Annotated in this window: 16 protein-coding genes and 4 tRNA genes; 17 read left to right on the forward strand and 3 right to left on the reverse strand. The window is 69.7% G+C overall.

Annotated features, from left to right (window positions below; genetic code table 11):
* Positions 1-11 precede the first annotated feature (11 nt).
* Entirely contained in the window at positions 12-494 is a 483-nt protein-coding gene (locus MYMAC_RS10280; protein WP_095957967.1) for a hypothetical protein, read from the reverse strand.
* A 130-nt stretch (positions 495-624) separates the two neighbouring features.
* On the opposite strand from MYMAC_RS10280, the gene MYMAC_RS10285 reads away from it, so the two are divergent.
* The 4 genes from MYMAC_RS10285 (at position 625) to MYMAC_RS10300 (ending at position 5,320) form a co-directional block, all read left to right on the forward strand.
* Positions 625-2,700: an ATP-dependent helicase gene (locus MYMAC_RS10285; protein WP_095957968.1), complete on the forward strand. Its 2,076-nt coding sequence runs from the start codon at positions 625-627 to the stop codon at positions 2,698-2,700.
* 214 nt (positions 2,701-2,914) lie between these two features.
* On the forward strand, positions 2,915-3,361 hold the full coding sequence (rplM, locus tag MYMAC_RS10290; protein WP_013938598.1) for a 50S ribosomal protein L13: 447 nt from the start codon (positions 2,915-2,917) through the stop codon (positions 3,359-3,361).
* Positions 3,362-3,375: 14 nt separating this feature from the next.
* A complete protein-coding gene (gene rpsI / locus MYMAC_RS10295; protein ID WP_013938599.1) occupies positions 3,376-3,777 on the forward strand; it encodes a 30S ribosomal protein S9 in 402 nt (133 codons plus the stop codon).
* A gap of 133 nt (positions 3,778-3,910) precedes the next feature.
* A complete protein-coding gene (locus MYMAC_RS10300) occupies positions 3,911-5,320 on the forward strand; it encodes a type IV pilus twitching motility protein PilT (protein ID WP_095957969.1) in 1,410 nt (469 codons plus the stop codon).
* Positions 5,321-5,380: 60 nt separating this feature from the next.
* On the opposite strand, the gene MYMAC_RS10305 is transcribed toward MYMAC_RS10300, so the two are convergent.
* Positions 5,381-6,118 carry a hypothetical protein gene (locus MYMAC_RS10305; RefSeq protein WP_204817494.1) on the reverse strand — a complete coding sequence of 246 codons (738 nt, stop codon included), beginning with the start codon at positions 6,116-6,118 and terminating at the stop codon, positions 5,381-5,383.
* 35 nt (positions 6,119-6,153) lie between these two features.
* Between MYMAC_RS10305 and MYMAC_RS10310 the strand changes: the two genes are divergently transcribed.
* The 13 genes from MYMAC_RS10310 to MYMAC_RS10370 all read left to right on the forward strand — a co-directional run bounded on the left by MYMAC_RS10310 (position 6,154) and on the right by MYMAC_RS10370 (position 13,759).
* Positions 6,154-6,660, forward strand: coding sequence for a regulatory protein RecX (locus MYMAC_RS10310; RefSeq protein WP_095957971.1), 507 nt, complete (start codon positions 6,154-6,156; stop codon positions 6,658-6,660).
* 10 nt (positions 6,661-6,670) lie between these two features.
* Positions 6,671-7,447 (forward strand): outer membrane protein assembly factor BamD, encoded by a 777-nt coding sequence (locus MYMAC_RS10315; protein WP_204817496.1) that lies wholly within the window; start codon positions 6,671-6,673, stop codon positions 7,445-7,447.
* Positions 7,444-8,148, forward strand: coding sequence for a hypothetical protein (locus tag MYMAC_RS10320; protein WP_095957973.1), 705 nt, complete (start codon positions 7,444-7,446; stop codon positions 8,146-8,148). Before MYMAC_RS10315 ends, MYMAC_RS10320 begins: the two co-directional genes overlap by 4 nt.
* Positions 8,149-8,187: 39 nt before the next feature.
* Complete coding sequence (locus MYMAC_RS10325) at positions 8,188-8,910, forward strand: tetratricopeptide repeat protein (protein WP_013938605.1); 723 nt, start codon at positions 8,188-8,190, stop codon at positions 8,908-8,910.
* Between the two features lie 5 nt (positions 8,911-8,915).
* Positions 8,916-9,854, forward strand: coding sequence for a DUF4388 domain-containing protein (locus MYMAC_RS10330; protein ID WP_095957974.1), 939 nt, complete (start codon positions 8,916-8,918; stop codon positions 9,852-9,854).
* 67 nt (positions 9,855-9,921) lie between these two features.
* Entirely contained in the window at positions 9,922-10,983 is a 1,062-nt protein-coding gene (selD, locus tag MYMAC_RS10335; protein ID WP_095957975.1) for a selenide, water dikinase SelD, read from the forward strand.
* Positions 10,984-11,032: 49 nt separating this feature from the next.
* Complete coding sequence (locus tag MYMAC_RS10340; protein ID WP_095957976.1) at positions 11,033-11,842, forward strand: N-acetylmuramoyl-L-alanine amidase family protein; 810 nt, start codon at positions 11,033-11,035, stop codon at positions 11,840-11,842.
* Positions 11,843-11,929: 87 nt separating this feature from the next.
* Positions 11,930-12,643: a ribonuclease PH gene (gene rph / locus MYMAC_RS10345; protein ID WP_013938609.1), complete on the forward strand. Its 714-nt coding sequence runs from the start codon at positions 11,930-11,932 to the stop codon at positions 12,641-12,643.
* Positions 12,640-13,233, forward strand: coding sequence for an RdgB/HAM1 family non-canonical purine NTP pyrophosphatase (gene rdgB / locus MYMAC_RS10350; protein WP_095957977.1), 594 nt, complete (start codon positions 12,640-12,642; stop codon positions 13,231-13,233). Before rph ends, rdgB begins: the two co-directional genes overlap by 4 nt.
* A gap of 76 nt (positions 13,234-13,309) precedes the next feature.
* Positions 13,310-13,383 (forward strand) — tRNA-Pro (locus MYMAC_RS10355).
* Positions 13,384-13,419: 36 nt separating this feature from the next.
* Positions 13,420-13,496: transfer RNA gene (locus MYMAC_RS10360), tRNA-Arg, on the forward strand.
* A gap of 96 nt (positions 13,497-13,592) precedes the next feature.
* Positions 13,593-13,666 (forward strand) — tRNA-His (locus MYMAC_RS10365).
* A gap of 19 nt (positions 13,667-13,685) precedes the next feature.
* A tRNA-Arg gene (locus MYMAC_RS10370) sits at positions 13,686-13,759 on the forward strand.
* A gap of 89 nt (positions 13,760-13,848) precedes the next feature.
* Here the strand turns inward: MYMAC_RS10370 and bet are convergent.
* On the reverse strand, positions 13,849-14,982 hold the full coding sequence (gene bet / locus MYMAC_RS10375) for a phage recombination protein Bet (RefSeq protein WP_095957978.1): 1,134 nt from the start codon (positions 14,980-14,982) through the stop codon (positions 13,849-13,851).
* Positions 14,983-15,192 lie beyond the last annotated feature (210 nt).

The raw sequence follows: 15,192 nt of genomic DNA on the forward strand, positions 1-15,192 counted from the left end.
ACACTCCTTCATCAGTTCGGACCGGGCCTCAGGCGGGCCAGTCCCGCGAGGTCGATGCCGCGCGCCACCCGGCGCACCTCCACCGTACCCGGAAATCCCCGGCTGGTGACGGCAACCACGTAGCGGCCCCCCACCAGGAGGTTCGCCTCGGCCACGGACTCCTCAGCGTCGTACCGCACGAAGCCCACGGCATCGTCCAGGTGGATGGGGGCGGAGGGGTCACTGGCCGCCTTGCCCCGGGAGCGCTCCGCGGCCTCTTGAATGGCCTTGCCAATCCGCTCCCCCATGGTGGTGTCCACGATGCGCACCTTCACCTCGCGCCCCTCACCCCGGGTGTAGCGCCGCTCCGCCTCGGAGACGGAGACGTCGCCGTACTTCCCGGTGGAGCCCTGGGTGTGCGCCACCGTGAAGCCGTCCAGCCGCTCTGGGAGGAAGGGGGAGAGTTGCTTGAAGTACACGCAGGGCGCGCGCTCCGCCGCCACCACGGGTGTCACCTCCGGGGGCGAGCCGGACTCGCCAACGCAGCCGGTGGTGCCCAGGACGAATGCGAGCAGAGCGCCAGGGCGCCTGGGGAAAAAAGAGTCGCGCACGAACGAATCAAAGGGTATCCCCGCCCCGCGCGCAATGGACCTCTCGAAGCTCAATCCTCCGCAGCGCGAGGCCGTGGTCACCCTGGAGGGGCCGCTCCTCGTGCTTGCAGGCGCTGGCAGCGGCAAGACTCGCGTCATCACCCACCGCATCGTCCACCTGCTCAATGAGCGGCCGGGCCTCATCATGGCCCGCAACATCCTGGCGGTGACCTTCACCAACAAGGCCGCCACGGAGATGAAGGAGCGCCTGGTCCACATGGCGGGGCCCCGGGCGCAGGGCGTGCTGGTCTGCACCTTCCACGCCTTTGGCGCGGAGATGCTCCGCGAGGACATCCACCGGCTGGGCTGGCCCAGGAAGTTCGCCATCGCGGACATGGGCGACCAGCTCGCCAACATCCGGCGCGCCATGCGCGAGCACAAGATCGACGACCGCGCCTTCGACGCGCGCAAGGTGCTCACGCTCATCTCCAAGGCGAAGAACTCCGGCAAGGCGCCGGAGCCCAAGCCGGAGGGGATTGGGGATGACTACGACCTCATCACCCACCTGGTGTACCCGGACTACCAGCTCTCGCTGAAGGCGCAGGGCTCGGTGGACTTCGACGACCTGCTCCTGCTCCCCGCGCGCCTGCTGCGCGAGCACCCGGACCTCTACGAGAAGTACACCCGGCGCTTCCGCTACCTGCTGGTGGACGAGTTCCAGGACACCAACACCGCGCAGCTGGAGCTCCTGAAGCTCTTGGCCGGCCGCTCCCGCAACGTGTGCGCGGTGGGTGACGACGACCAGTGCATCTATTCGTGGCGCGGCGCGGAGGTGCGCAACATCCTGGACTTCGACCGCCTCTTCCCGGGCGGGAAGGAAGTGCGCCTGGAGCAGAACTACCGCTCCGTGCAGACGGTGCTGGACGCGGCCAACGCCGTCATCGCGAAGAACCCCGAGCGCAAGGCCAAGCAGATGTGGACCGACCGCAAGGGGGGCACGAAGGTGAAGGTGGTGACGTGCCCCAATGACGAGGAGGAGGCCCGCTTCGTCGCGCACGAAATCCAGAAGCACATGGCCCTGGGCATCTCCGCGGATGACATCGCGGTGCTCTACCGGACCAACGGCCAGTCCCGTCCCATCGAGGAGATGCTGCGGGAGAAGAACATCGGCTACGAGGTCGTGGGCGGCAGCGAGTTCTTCGACCGGCGCGAGGTGAAGGACGTCATCGCGTACTTCAAGGTCATCGTGAACAAGCTGGACGAAATCTCCCTCCTGCGAATCGTCAACGTGCCCTCGCGGGGCATTGGCGACGTGACGATGGAGCGCCTGAGCGTCCACGCGCGGGGCGAGGGCGTCACGCTGTGGACGGTGATGAAGAAGGCCGCCGACTACGAGGACCTGCCGCCCGGGGCCGGCGCCCGGGTGCTGGACTTCGTGGAGATGGTGGAGCGCTACCGCGCCGCGTACGAGCACGGCCAGCTGGCCAACGTGACGCGCAAGCTGCTGGAGGAGATTGGCTTCCGCGAGGCCACCCGCGCCCACGCCACCAGCGCCACCGCCGCGGACAAGAAGCTCAAGGGCGTGGACGGCGTGCTCAACTCCCTGGAGAACTTCGAGAAGCGCGAAGGCCCCAAGGCGAGCCTGCTGACGTACCTCAACCGCCTGAGCCTGGACACCCGGCAGGAGGAAGAGGAGGTGCCGGGCGCCAACCGCCGCGTCACCCTGATGACGGTGCACGCCTCCAAGGGCCTGGAGTACCGGCTCGTCTTCTTCATCGGCATGGAGGAGGACCTGATGCCCCACGGGGGCATGCAGGGCGAGGCGCAGAACCTCGAGGAGGAGCGCCGCCTCTGCTACGTGGGCATCACCCGCGCCAAGGAGGTGCTCTACCTCACCCGCGCGGCCACCCGCGTGAAGCGCGGCAAGGAGGTGCCCCGCACGCCCTCGCGCTTCCTGGAGGACCTGCCGCCAGAGGTGATTGAGGTGATGGACATGGACGCGCCCCGCGAAGGGCCCCCCACCACCGAGGAGAAGAACTTCTTCGCCAACCTGAAGGAGCGCTTCAAGAAGCCCGCGGTTCCAGGCGGCCCTCCGGGCGGCGCCGGGCCGGCGGGGGGAGCGGCCAGGTAGGCGCTGGCCCGCTTTCCGGGATGTTCCGGCGGGGGAGGGCGGGGAATCCGGACGCCTGGTGCGGTGTGACCTTGACTTGATCCTCCACACCCACTAGGACGGTCGGCCTTTCCGGGCCTCCGTGAAGTTTTCACGGTCGACCCGCGGTTGATAAAGCACGAGCAGCGGTCCCTGGAATGCACACGGCGGCCGCGAGAAGTCTGGAGTGCACGAAATGTCGCAGAAGACCTACAGCGCGAAGGCTGGGGACATCAAGCGCCAGTGGCACGTCATCGACGTGTCCGACAAGGTGCTGGGCCGCGCGGCGAGCCAGATTGCCACCCTCCTGAAGGGCAAGCACAAGGCCATCTACACGCCGTCCATGGACACGGGCGACCACGTGGTCGTCATCAACGCCGAAAAGGTGAAGGTGACGGGCACGAAGGAGCAGGACAAGATGTACTACCGGCACCCGTTCGCGGGTTTCCCGGGCGCCCTGAAGATCACCAACCTGGAGAAGCTCCGCCAGCGTCACCCCGAGGACATCATCATCAACGCCGTGCGGCGCATGCTTCCGCGCAACGCGCTCGGCCGCCAGATGATGACGAAGCTGAAGGTCTACGCAGGTGACACGCACCCGCACGCGGCCCAGAAGCCCTCCGCGTTCGAGGTCGAGGCGTAAGGGAGACAACGTCCATGCCCATCCACCAAGAGCTCGGTTTCTACGCCACCGGCCGCCGCAAGGAGGCCACCGCCCGCGTCTGGATTCGTCCTGGCACTGGCCTCGTCACCATCAACGGCCGCGAGCTGAACGCGTACTTCGGCCGTGAGACGTCCAAGATGATCCTCAACCAGCCCCTCGAGATCCTCGAGCAGAAGGGCAAGGTTGACGTCACGGTCAACGTCAAGGGTGGCGGTCTCTCCGGCCAGGCCGGCGCCATCCGCCACGGCATCGCCCGGGCGCTGTGCTCCTTCAACCCGGAGTTCCGTCCGGCGCTGAAGAAGGCCGGCTTCCTCACCCGCGATGCTCGCGCGGTCGAGCGCAAGAAGTACGGTCAGCCGGGCGCGCGTCGCCGGTTCCAGTTCTCCAAGCGCTAAGCGGTCCGCTCAGCAGCTCGGTTGTCCCACGCGGCGGGGGTCCTCATCCGAGGGCCTCCGCCGATGTGTTTTTCGGGGTCCATCACGCCCCATCGCATGCATGCGCGAGCGTCTGGTAGCATTCACGCCGCTCATGGAACTCAACGAGATCCTCCAGATCGCCCTGCGTGGCGGTGCCTCCGACATTCATCTCAAGGCAGGCCTGCCGCCCATGTTCCGCGTGGACGGCTCGCTGGTTCCGCTGAAGGACGGCCGCCGCCTCCCTCCCGAGGAGGTGGCGCGCATGGCCTTCGGCATCATGAACGAGTTCCAGAAGGAGAAGTTCAAGGCGAGCAACGAGGTGGACCTCGCCTACGGCGTGCCGGGGCTCGGGCGCTTCCGTGTGAATGTCTTCCAGCAGCGCGGCACGGTGGGCGCAGTGCTGCGCGTCATCCCCTTCAAGGTGATGACCATCCAGGACCTGCTGCTGCCCCAGATTCTCGCCAAGATTTGCGGCGAGGAGCGCGGCCTGGTGCTGGTGACGGGCACCACGGGCTCCGGCAAGTCCACCACGCTGGCGGCGATGATCGACCACATCAACGCCAACGAGACCAGCCACATCATGACGATTGAGGACCCCATCGAGTTCCTCATTCGCGACAAGCGCTCCATCGTGAACCAGCGCGAGGTGGGCGTGGACACGATGAGCTTCGCGCAGGCGCTCAAGAGCGCGCTGCGCCAGGACCCGGACGTCATCCTCGTGGGCGAAATGCGTGACCACGAGACGATTGAGACGGCGCTCCACGCCGCGGAGACGGGCCACCTGGTGATGTCCACGCTGCACACGCTGGACGCCACGGAGACCATCAACCGCATCGTCTCCGCCTTCCCGCCGCACCAGCAGAAGCAGGTGCGTCTGCAGTTGGCCAGCGTGCTCAAGGGCGTGGTGTCCCAGCGGCTGGTGCCGCGCGCGGACGGCAAGGGCCGCGTGGCCGCCGTGGAGGTGCTGCGCGTCACGGCCCGCGTGCGAGAGATGATTGAAGACAAGGACCGCACGAAGGAGATCCACGACGCCATTGCCCAGGGCACGGATACGTACGGGATGCAGACCTTCGACCAGTCGCTGATGAGCCTGGTGCGGCAGGGGCTCGTCACCTACGAGGAGGCCCACCGGCAGGCCACCAACCCGGACGACTTCGCGCTGCGCTTCTCCGGCATCAGCGGCACGTCCGACTCCAAGTGGGACAACTTCGACTCCAAGCCCGGCGAGTCGCGGCCCATCCCGGGCTCCTCGGCGTTCGCGCAGAAGGGGGCGCCCACGGGGGTTCCGGCGCCGCAGGCCGCGCCCGCTCCGGCGCCCATGGCGCAGCCCATGCGTCCGGGGGCTCCGGCGCCCCAGCAGATGCGCCCGGGGGCTCCGCCGCCGCAGGCCATGCGTCCGGGGGCTCCGGCCGGCGCTCCCATGGGGCGCCCCATGGCGCCTCCCGCCGCGCGCCCACCCGCGCCCGCGCCGGCACCCGCCGCGGCCGGTGGGGACGACGACTTCCAGATCGAGCGCTTCTAGGGGCCTGCCCGTCCCGCCGGCACACGCGGCCGGCGGGGCAGGGCGCCAGGGCCCCACCGTCTACGCGTCGTCCTCACCCAGCAGCGCGCGCAGCCGGGACAGGCGGATGGGGCCGATGAGGCCCTCCTTGGAGAGCGCCTGGAGCAGCTGCGCGGTGGCCTGCACCTTGGCCTCCTGCTCCTCCTCGGGCCGGTCCACCACCTCCGCGTCGAGCACGGCCTCCATGTGCTCCGGGTTGATGGGCGCGGGCCCCTCCGACCACGCGATGTCGAAGAGGGCGCGGGCCATGCCCTCGCGCACCTTCCGCTCCGCGTCGTTGGCGGCGGCCTTCACGAAGGTGAGGAAGAGCGCGTCCACCGCCTCCTTGGTGAGCGCGGCCAGCGCGGGCACCTCGCCCAGCGCCTCCTTCACGTATTCGCTGTCGAACGCGTCCACGTCCTGCTCGTAGCCGAAGGCCTCCTCCAGGAGGATGGAGGCCAGGAAGGCGTCCGTCTCCTCCGGGCTGGCGCCTTCCTCGGCCAGGGCCTCGCGGGCCTTCTTCGTGGGCTCGGCCAGGGTGGCGTCCTGGTCCAGCGCGCGGACCGCGGCGTGCGCGGCCAGCAGCACCAGCGAGGCCTGGGCGTCGGTGGACAGGGTGCGGCCCCCCACGCCCAGCAGCACGGCCTTGTGCTTCGGGTTCGCGGAGGCGGCGTCGGTGAAGGCCTGCTCTTCGGCGGACAGCGCTCCTCCGGACTGCTGCTTGTGGAGCGTTTCCCGAGCGGCGTCGGCGGCGAGGAAGCGGGCGAGGACGGGGTGCATGGCCGCGCCTGTTACCACATGCTAGGTATCCCGCCATGCCTCCGGAGGATGAAGGGCCCGACGCTGTTCGCCGTGCCACGGACGCGTGCCTGAAGCTCCTGTCCATGCGCGGGCGCAGCCGCCGGGAGCTGGAGCAGGCCCTGGCCCGGAAGGGCTTCACCGAAGCGGTGTCCGAAGCCGCGCTCGCCCGCGTGAAGGACTGGGGCTACCTGGACGACGAGCGCTTCGCGCGGGAGCGGGCCACCCTGCTCCTGGGGCGGGGCCGGCTGGGGCCCCAGGCGGTGGCGCACCGGCTGCGGGCGCACGGGCTGGAGGAGGGGACGGCCCAGCAGGCCATCTCCGAGGCGAGCGACGTGGTGGCCTTCGACGCGCTGGCCACGGCCCGCGCGGTGCTGGAGAAGCGGGGGCTGCTCGGCCGTCCGCTGGGGGCCCGGGAGCGGGCCCGCGCAGGACGGCTCCTGGACAGCCGGGGCTTCTCGGAGGACGTCATCCACCGGTTGCTCGGTGAAGCTTCGCTGGACCCCTCGGGGCCGGAGGAATAGCGTGGTGGGGATGCGTTCCGCCGTCGCCTTCCTGTCCGCCTTCCTGTTGTTCGGTACCGGCTGCACCGCCCTCACTCAGGGCCAGGCCGGCGAGCCTGACTACGCCGCCGTGGCCGATGAGAACCTCCGGCTCGGCGCCGAGGCCCTGGAGAACAAGGACTTCCTCCGCGCCCAGAAGTACTTCGAGTACGTCCGGACGAAGTTCCCCTACCAGGAGGCCGCCCGCGAGGCCGAGCTGAAGCTGGCCGACGTGGACTTCGAGCGCGAGGCCTTCCCCGAGGCCAAGGAGCAGTACCAGGCCTTCATCAAGCTCCACCCCACGCACGCCAAGGTGGACTACGCCGCCTTCCAGTCCGCCATGACGCACGTGCGGGCCTACCCCTCCGAGTTCTTCGCCCTGCCGCCCTCCAACGAGAAGGACCAGGGCGAGATCCGCTCCGCGCTGGTGGCCATGCAGGAGTTCCTCCGACAGTACCCGCAGTCCCAGTACGTGCCGGACGCGAAGGAGCACCTGGAGGACGCCCGGCGGCGGCTCGCCTCGCACGAGCTGTACGCGGCCCACTTCTACCAGCAGCGCGAGCGCTGGAAGGCCGTGGCCCAGCGCCTGGAGGGCCTGCTGCGCCATTACCCGGGCACGGAGTTCGAGGAGGAGGCCCTCTTCGATCTGCACGAGGCCTATGTGAAGCTGAATGACACCGCCAAGGCGCAGGACACGCTGCGCCAGGTGCTGCGGCGGCTCCCCGGCACGCCCGCCGCGGAGCGCGCCCAGCGCATGCTGGGCTCGTGAGCACGACCCAGGACTGGAGCCGCTTCGGAGGCGGCCTCATCGTCTTCCTGGCGCTGGGCGCCACCCTGGCCTTGTTCATCCCGCGCTTCCTGGGCGCGGCCGCCGGGCCCGAGCTGGAAATCATCACCGCCCTCAAGGAGACGGAGTCCAGCAGCCTGTGGCTGCCGGTGCGCGGCGCGCCTCAACCCCTGAAGTCCCAGAAGCACCGCTTCGCCCGCATCACCGTCAACGTGGCGCCCGGCGGACAGCGGGCGGAGGCGCACGCGACGCTCGACTTCGAGGGCACCCTGGGCGACACCCGGGTGGGCACGGCGGGCGTGGAGCGAGTACCCTTCGTGGTGCGGGGTGGCAAGTGGGTGCCGGAGACGACGGCGGCGCCCCGGCTCCAGGCCGTGGTGACGGCGCTGGAGTCCCGGCGCAGGGCGCTCCAGGCGGCGGACGCCGAAGGGCTGGAGCGGCTCGCGGGGCCGGACACGCCCGGGCCAGGCGGGCCGGAGTGGGCGCGGTTGCGGCAGGTCCGGGCGCGGGCCTACCAGGTGGAGGCGTGGTACGTCCGGCTGGAGCGGGACGACGCGGTGGTGACGGAGCATTGGCGCCTGCGGGGGGCGCTGCCGGCGAAGCCGGTGGATACCCGAGGCGAGCGGCGCCTCTTGTTGTCATTCAGTGGTGATGAATTCTTGTTTTCTCCCAGCCTCATGTAGGCTAGCCGTCTCGGAGGCAGGGCCCTGGCGGGCCGATTCATGGAAGAGCCCCTCAAGCAGCTACTGACCCTCGGGCGCGGCTACTTCGAGAAGAAGCAGTACGCGCAGGCCGAGCAATACCTCGCGAAGATCGTCGAGCAGAATCCGACGTTCGCGGACGTATTCAACATGCTCGGCATCATCTACCACGACCAGGGGCAGTTCGCCCGGGCGCAGCGCGCGTTCGAATCCGCGCTGAAGCTGAACCCCGCCTACACAGAGGCGGCGCTCAACCTGGCCGTCATCTACAACGACATGGGGAAGTACGCCGAGGCGAAGGAGGTCTACCAGGCCGCCCTCTCCCAGCAGAAAGGCGGCCCCGGCGAGCTCGACCCCTACGTCGAGAAGAAGATCGCCAACATGTACGGCGAGATTGGCGACGTCTTCGCCTCCAGTGGCGTGTGGGCCAAGGCCATTGAAGAGTACCGGCGCGCGCTCGCGCTGTGTCCGCAGTTCGTGGACATCCGCCTCAAGCTGGGCAACGCCCTGCGCGACGCGGGTGACAACGCGGCGGCCCTCATCGAATACGAGCAGGTCATCGCCCAGAACCCGGCTTTCATTCCGGGACACATCCAGTATGGAGTCGCGCTGTACTCGGCCGGGCGGAGGGCGGAGGCGGTGCAGGTCTGGGAGGACGTGCTGGTGCGCAGCCCCGGCAACAAGAGCGCGCAGATGTACCTCAACCTGGTGAAGGACCCCGGCAAGGCGGAGCAGGCTGGCTGACGACCATGGACACCCAAAAGACCTACGCCCTCAAGTTCATCTCAGGGAAGTACCAGGGCGGCGAATTCCCGCTGAAGGCGGACAAGCACATCGTCATCGGCCGCTCCAGTGAGCTGGACATGGTGCTCGTGGAGGACATGGTCTCCCGCAAGCACGCGCGCATCAGCTTCTCCGATGGGAGCATCACCATCGAGGACCTGGGCTCCACCAACGGCACCTTCGTCAACGGCGAGAAGGTGAAGCAGTCGCGCCTGAAGGAGGGCGACCGCATCCTGATTGGCACGTCCATCCTCAAGCTGGTGCACCAGGGCGCCGAGGGCGCCAGCGTGGATGAGGGCACCGCCCGCCTGAAGCTGGAGGAGGCCGCCGCCGCCCAGGCCGCGCGGACCACCAACAAGGCCAGCTCCATGACGGGGAAGATTGAAGAGATTCCCCTGCCGGACCTGCTCCAGCTCTTCCACACGTCCAAGAAGAACGGCGTGCTGGTGGTGCAGCGCAGCGACCAGGAAGGGCGCATCTACCTGCGCCAGGGCCGCGTGTACTACGCCGTCATCGGGGAGAACCACAGCCTGGGGCCGCAGAAGAGCTTCAACCGCATCATCACCTGGGAAGAGGGCGACTTCGAGCTGCGCCCGGCGGAGAACCAGGAGTTCATGGTGGAGCTGGACTCGTCCACCGAGGCGCTCCTCATGGACGCGCTCCGCCAGTTGGACGAAATCAAGCGCCTGCAGCCGAGCCTGCCGTCGGCGGATGCGCCGCTGGCGCTGGCCTCGCCGCTGACGCCGCCGCTCAAGGAGCTGGCGCCGGAGCTGCTGGACGTGCTCCAACTGGTGCACAACTACGGCACCCTGAACGCGGTGCTGGACCACGCGGACGCGGACGACGTCGTCACCGCCGAGGCCGTGGTGCAGCTCCTCAAGCGGGACTACATCCGCGCGGCCTGAGCGGTGAAATGGCCGGGCCCTCATTCCGGGGCCCGCGCCGGGACGGCGAGGCGCGGGGGAGCGGGCCATGGCGGAGAAGAAGAAGGACACGGCGAAGCGTCTCACCGAGCTGAGCCACTGCGCGGGCTGCGCGGCGAAGCTGCGGGCCTCGGACCTGGCGACCGTGCTGGGCGGGCTCAAGTCCACCAACAAGGGCCCCCAGGCCCTGGTGGGGTTCTCCACGAATGACGACGCGGCCGTGTACCGGCTGGCGCCCGGCATGGCCGTGGTGGAGACGGTGGACTTCTTCCCCCCCGTGGTGGACGACCCGTTCCAGTTCGGCGCCATCGCCGCGGCGAACGCGCTGTCGGACATCTACGCCATGGGCGCGCGGCCCCTCTTCGCGCTCAACCTGGTGTGCTTCCCGGACGAGCTCCCGCTGAAGGTGCTCCAGAGAATCCTGGCGGGCGGCCAGTCCAAGGCGGACGAGGCCGGCATCCCCATCCTGGGCGGCCACAGCATCCGGGACCCGGAGCCCAAGTTCGGCATGGCCGTCACCGGCGTGGTGCACCCGAAGAAGGTGCTCACCAACGCGGGGGCGAAGCCGGGCGATGTGCTCTTCCTCACCAAGCCCCTGGGCTCGGGCATCGCCACCACCGCCATCAAGCGGGGCGTGGCGTCCAGGCAGCTCGCGAAGCGGGCGCTGGGCGTCATGACGACGCTCAACCGCGCCGCCGGCGAGGTGTTCGCCTCCGGGAAGTTCAAGGTGAACGCCCTCACGGACGTGACGGGCTACGGCCTCTTGGGGCACCTGCTGGAGATGATGACCGCGGCCAGGGCGCGCGCCACGTTGGACCTGGAGCGCATCCCGCTCATCGCGGAGGTGCCCGCGCTGGCGGAGGAGGGCGTGGTCCCCGGCGGCACGAAGTCCAACCTCGCCCACGTCCACAAGAAGGTCCGCTTCCCTGAAGGGCTGCCCGAGTGCATCCAGTGGGTGCTCGCGGACGCGCAGACCAACGGCGGCCTGCTGGCCAGCGTCCCCGCGCGGCAGGCGCTCAAGGCGCTCAAGGCGTTGGAGGCGGCCGGCGTGGACGCGGCGCTCATTGGCGAGGTCCAGGCGGGGAAGCCGGGCATCGACGTGGTGGGCTGAGGCCCGGATTTCGCCCTGGTGGCCGGGCTCCGGTAGCATGCGGCCTCGCATGCCGTCGCCGCGCCGCCCCCTCCTCGGCCTCCTGTCCCTGCTCTGGCTGGTCCCCGTCATCGCCGGGGCGGCGGAGCGTCCCGCGCGCATCATCATCGACCCGGGGCATGGTGGCGCGAAGGAGGGCGCCAGGGGCCCCGGGAAGCTGCGGGAGAAGGACGTCGCGCTCCAGATTACGCTCCGCTTGCGCGACAAGCTGGAGGCCGCGGGCGGCGACGTGTTCCTGACGCGCGAGCGGGACACGTTGGTGTCGTTGACGGAGCGCGTGGCGTGGACCAACGACCACGCGCCAGACTTGTTCATCTCCATCCACGCCAACTCCATGCCCACCCGGCGGATGCGCGCGCGCACCGAGGGCGTGGAGACGTACTTCCTGTCCGCCAGCGCCTCCGGAGACGCCGCGCTCGCGGTGGCGGACCGGGAGAACGCGGAGGCGCCCATGTCCCGCGCCGCGCGGACGGACTCCACGCTGGCCTTCATCCTCCAGGACCTGGCGCGCACGGAGGCGCACGCGGACTCCTCGCGGCTGGCCTACGCCATCCACCCGCGCCTGGTGCGAAAGACGCGCGCGGCGAACCGGGGCGTGCAGCAGGCGCCCTTCTTCGTCCTCTCCGGCGTGGAGTGCCCGGCCGTCCTGGTGGAGGTGGGCTACATCTCCCATCCCGTGGAGGGCCCCCGGCTGGCGCGGCCGGAGTACCAGGAGAAGCTGGCCGAGGCGATTACCGAGGGCGTGCTGGCCTTCCTCAAGGAGACGCGGCGCCGGGACGCCGTCCGGGGGACCGAGGTGGCGGGCCCCGTGTCGCCCTGAGTGCAACGGCGCCACGGCAATCACCACCCGCGCGGCGAGGCTCTGGTAGAGAAGGGGGCGCTCGTCCTCATTTCCCTGGAGCCTGCTGTGCGTTCCTTCCAACGTGGTGCGCTGGACCTTCGCCCCGTCGTCCTCACCCCCGGTGTCTCCCGCTACGCGGAGGGCTCGGTGCAGGTGGAGTTCGGCCACACCAAGGTGCTCGTCACCTGCTCCACGGAGGAGCGCGTCCCGCCACACCTGATGGGCAAGGGCACCGGCTGGGTGACGGCGGAGTACGGCATGCTGCCGCGCGCCACGCACTCGCGGAACCCGCGCGAGTCCGCCAAGGGCAAGCAGACGGGCCGCACCATGGAAATCCAGCGGCTCATCGGCCGCTCCCTGCGCGCAGCGGTGGACCTGTCCACCCTGGGCACCCGCACCCTCACGCTGGACTGTGACGTGCTCCAGGCGGACGGCGGCACCCGCACCGCCTCCATCACCGGGGCCTACGTGGCGCTGGTGCTGGCGCTGCGCTCGCTGCAGAAGGCCGGAACGATTTCCAAGCTGCCCAAGCTGACGCCGCTGGCGGCCGTGTCCGTGGGCATCGTGAAGGGCGAGGTCCGGGTGGACCTGGACTATGACGAGGACTCCACCGCGGACGTGGACCTGAACCTCGTCGCCACCGCGGACGGCCGCATGGTGGAGCTGCAGGGGACGGCGGAGCACCAGCTCTTCGACCGCAAGGCCCTGGACGCCATGGTGGACGGCGGGCTGGCCGCCATCCAGCGGCTGACGGCCGCGCAGGCGCAGGTGCTGGGATGACGGCGAGGCCCCGGCTGCTGTTCGCCACCACCAACCAGGGCAAGCTGCGCGAGCTGCGCGGCCTCGTGGGAGACGCGGTGGAGGTGGTGTCCCTGGCGGACCTGCCGCCTGTCCCCGAGCCGGTGGAGGACGGCGCCACCTTCGAGGAGAACGCCGTGATGAAGGCCCGCGCCTACGCGGACGCCACCGGCCTGCTCACCCTGGCGGACGACTCCGGGCTGTGTGTGGACGCGCTGGGCGGCCGGCCCGGCGTGCAGTCCGCGCGCTATGCCCCCGGGGATGACCGGGCCCGCTACGAGAAGCTGCTGGCCGAGCTGGCCGGCGTGCCGGACGCCCAGCGCACCGCGTCCTTCCGCTGCGCGCTGGCGCTGGTCCGGCCCGGGGGCGGGGAGGCGAAGGTGGAGGTGGGGCAGTGCGACGGCCGCATCGGGCATGCGCCCAAGGGCAGCCACGGCTTCGGTTATGACCCCGTCTTCATCCTCCCGGGCGGGGACAGGGCCCTGGCGGAGCTGACGCCGGAGGAGAAGTCCGCCATCTCCCACCGGGGGAAGGCCTTCCAGAAGATGAAGCCCCACCTGCTGGGCTTGTAGCCGTCCGGAATGCGAGGCCGTCAGTCACGTCGGCCTTGCGCGTCCGTTCGGGATGGTTCAACAATGCCGGACTTCTCGGGGCGTAGCGCAGCCTGGTAGCGCACCTGCCTTGGGCGCAGGGGGTCGGAGGTTCGAATCCTCTCGCCCCGACTTGAAGTGCAGTATTGGCAGCAGGCAGCCCGGCCAGCTCCAGTAGCTCAGCTGGATAGAGCACCGGCCTTCTAAGCCGGGGGTCGCAGGTTCGAGCCCTGCCTGGGGCGCCAACCTGGCCGTAAGTAACATTTGGGCCTTGTCAGGCTCCCGGTTTCCAAGGTAGGGAAGCCGCCGCTTCAAACGCCGTTCGCGGTAACGCTGTAACGGCGGCCATAGCTCAACTGGTTAGAGCGCCGGACTGTGACTCCGGAGGTTACCGGTTCGATCCCGGTTGGCCGCCCTTCTCCACCCTCGAAATTGCGTTCGTAGCTCAACTGGATAGAGCACCGGGCTTCGAACCCGGGGGTTGGGGGTTCAAGTCCCTCCGAGCGCGCACCTTCCAGCCGGCTGAAGCAGGAACGCCCCCGCCACTTTCGCAGCGGGGGCGCCCCCTCACGGCCCGACGGTTACCGACACTCCGCCTCACGCATCATGGGCCGCGCCGTTGCCGCCCTTCGAGGCCGGCACCCGGCAGCGCAGCTCCGTCTCCGCCTCCAGGGCCAGCAGGTTCTCCCGCATCGCCTTGGCCCAGCGCGCCCGGGGCTGCTCCATCAGCTTCTCGTTGGCCAGGTCGATGGACTCGCTCAGCTCGTCGTCGGAGAGCTCGGAGGCCGTCCTCCCCTTGTACGGGCCGAAGGCCACCACCACGGCGCTCGGCTTGGGCCGGGGCGCGGGCTCGGCGGCGGCCGCCTGGGGCTCCCGCTCCGCCTGCTCCCGCTGGGGCGCTGTTGTCACGGCGGGCACCGCCTCCACCGTGACGCCACGCGCCCGCTTGGGCTGCAGGGGCACGTCGATGTCCAGTTGCGCGGCGGCCGCGGCCGGCTGCTGCGGACGGGGCTCCTGCGGCGCCAGCGCGGGGAAGGAGCCCTTGAGGGGCCCGGGCTTGGAGCCCAGCATTTCGTAGGGGCCGCTGCCGTGCTCGTCGGAGTGAGACTCGTAGTCCTCGGCGGGCATCTCCTCCCGCACGTAGAGTCCGCCGAACGCCTCCGGGTAGGCCTTGCGCAGGGCGGCCACGCGAGCGCACTTCTCAATCATGGTGGTGGGAATCTTGGACCACAGGGGCGTCTGCTGGACGTAGCCGCTGAAGTCCAACCATACCACCACCGGCAGCTTGTCCTCGCGCACCACGCGCGACCAGGCGCCCACCAGCGCGCCCTTGCGCTTGGCGGGGTTGAAGCGGTGCACCACCTCGCCCCGGCCCTGGTCCACCACGATGTCGTCCTCGGCGAACACCGCGCTCGCCTGGATGCCCTTGAAGTCCGGGAAGCGCTCGGCGCGTGCGAGCATCCCGGCCTCGGAGGGTTGGAACTCGTACTTCGTCACCCAGTTGGGCCGCTCGCGGTTGCCGACATTCTGACGGCGCGCCACGCAGAAGGCCTCCTTGAGGAGCGGGTCCAGGCCACTGCGCTTGCACTGCTCGATGAAGAGGGCGAACTCGTCCTCGCTGATGCCGCGAGGGCAGATGGTCCGCTTCACGAGCTCCACGCGCTCCCGCGTCCACCCGGCTGACGGGCCGCTCGCCGCTGCTTCCGCCTTCTGTTGGGGGTTGGCTTCCATCGCTGTCTTCTCCTGCTACGTCCTGCGCGAAAAGGGCGGACGACCTCCGTCCGCCCGCATGGTGGCCGCGGGGCGCTCGATGCTCCTGAGGTGGCTGACCGCGAGCCGTCACACGCCCGCCGTCCCGCCGGGCGGGAGCAACAGCGTGCTACAGGCCATGTTGAACATCGGCGCGGGGCGCTCGCTTCACATGCCTGCGTCGCGCGTCAG

The sequence above is a fragment of the Corallococcus macrosporus DSM 14697 genome, from assembly GCF_002305895.1.
Taxonomy (GTDB): Bacteria; Myxococcota; Myxococcia; order Myxococcales; family Myxococcaceae; genus Myxococcus; species Myxococcus macrosporus.

What these genes read in the sequence shown, in the direction of transcription:
- MYMAC_RS10285 (WP_095957968.1), top strand. Translation starts at nt 625, where the DNA reads ATGGACCTCTCGAAGCTCAATCCTCCGCAGCGCGAGGCCGTGGTCACC.
- rplM (WP_013938598.1), top strand. Translation starts at nt 2,915, where the DNA reads ATGTCGCAGAAGACCTACAGCGCGAAGGCTGGGGACATCAAGCGCCAG.
- rpsI (WP_013938599.1), top strand. Translation starts at nt 3,376, where the DNA reads ATGCCCATCCACCAAGAGCTCGGTTTCTACGCCACCGGCCGCCGCAAG.
- MYMAC_RS10300 (WP_095957969.1), top strand. Translation starts at nt 3,911, where the DNA reads ATGGAACTCAACGAGATCCTCCAGATCGCCCTGCGTGGCGGTGCCTCC.
- MYMAC_RS10305 (WP_204817494.1), bottom strand. Translation starts at nt 6,118, where the DNA reads ATGCACCCCGTCCTCGCCCGCTTCCTCGCCGCCGACGCCGCTCGGGAA.
- MYMAC_RS10310 (WP_095957971.1), top strand. Translation starts at nt 6,154, where the DNA reads ATGCCTCCGGAGGATGAAGGGCCCGACGCTGTTCGCCGTGCCACGGAC.
- MYMAC_RS10315 (WP_204817496.1), top strand. Translation starts at nt 6,671, where the DNA reads ATGCGTTCCGCCGTCGCCTTCCTGTCCGCCTTCCTGTTGTTCGGTACC.
- MYMAC_RS10325 (WP_013938605.1), top strand. Translation starts at nt 8,188, where the DNA reads ATGGAAGAGCCCCTCAAGCAGCTACTGACCCTCGGGCGCGGCTACTTC.
- MYMAC_RS10330 (WP_095957974.1), top strand. Translation starts at nt 8,916, where the DNA reads ATGGACACCCAAAAGACCTACGCCCTCAAGTTCATCTCAGGGAAGTAC.
- selD (WP_095957975.1), top strand. Translation starts at nt 9,922, where the DNA reads ATGGCGGAGAAGAAGAAGGACACGGCGAAGCGTCTCACCGAGCTGAGC.
- MYMAC_RS10340 (WP_095957976.1), top strand. Translation starts at nt 11,033, where the DNA reads ATGCCGTCGCCGCGCCGCCCCCTCCTCGGCCTCCTGTCCCTGCTCTGG.
- rdgB (WP_095957977.1), top strand. Translation starts at nt 12,640, where the DNA reads ATGACGGCGAGGCCCCGGCTGCTGTTCGCCACCACCAACCAGGGCAAG.
- bet (WP_095957978.1), bottom strand. Translation starts at nt 14,982, where the DNA reads ATGGAAGCCAACCCCCAACAGAAGGCGGAAGCAGCGGCGAGCGGCCCG.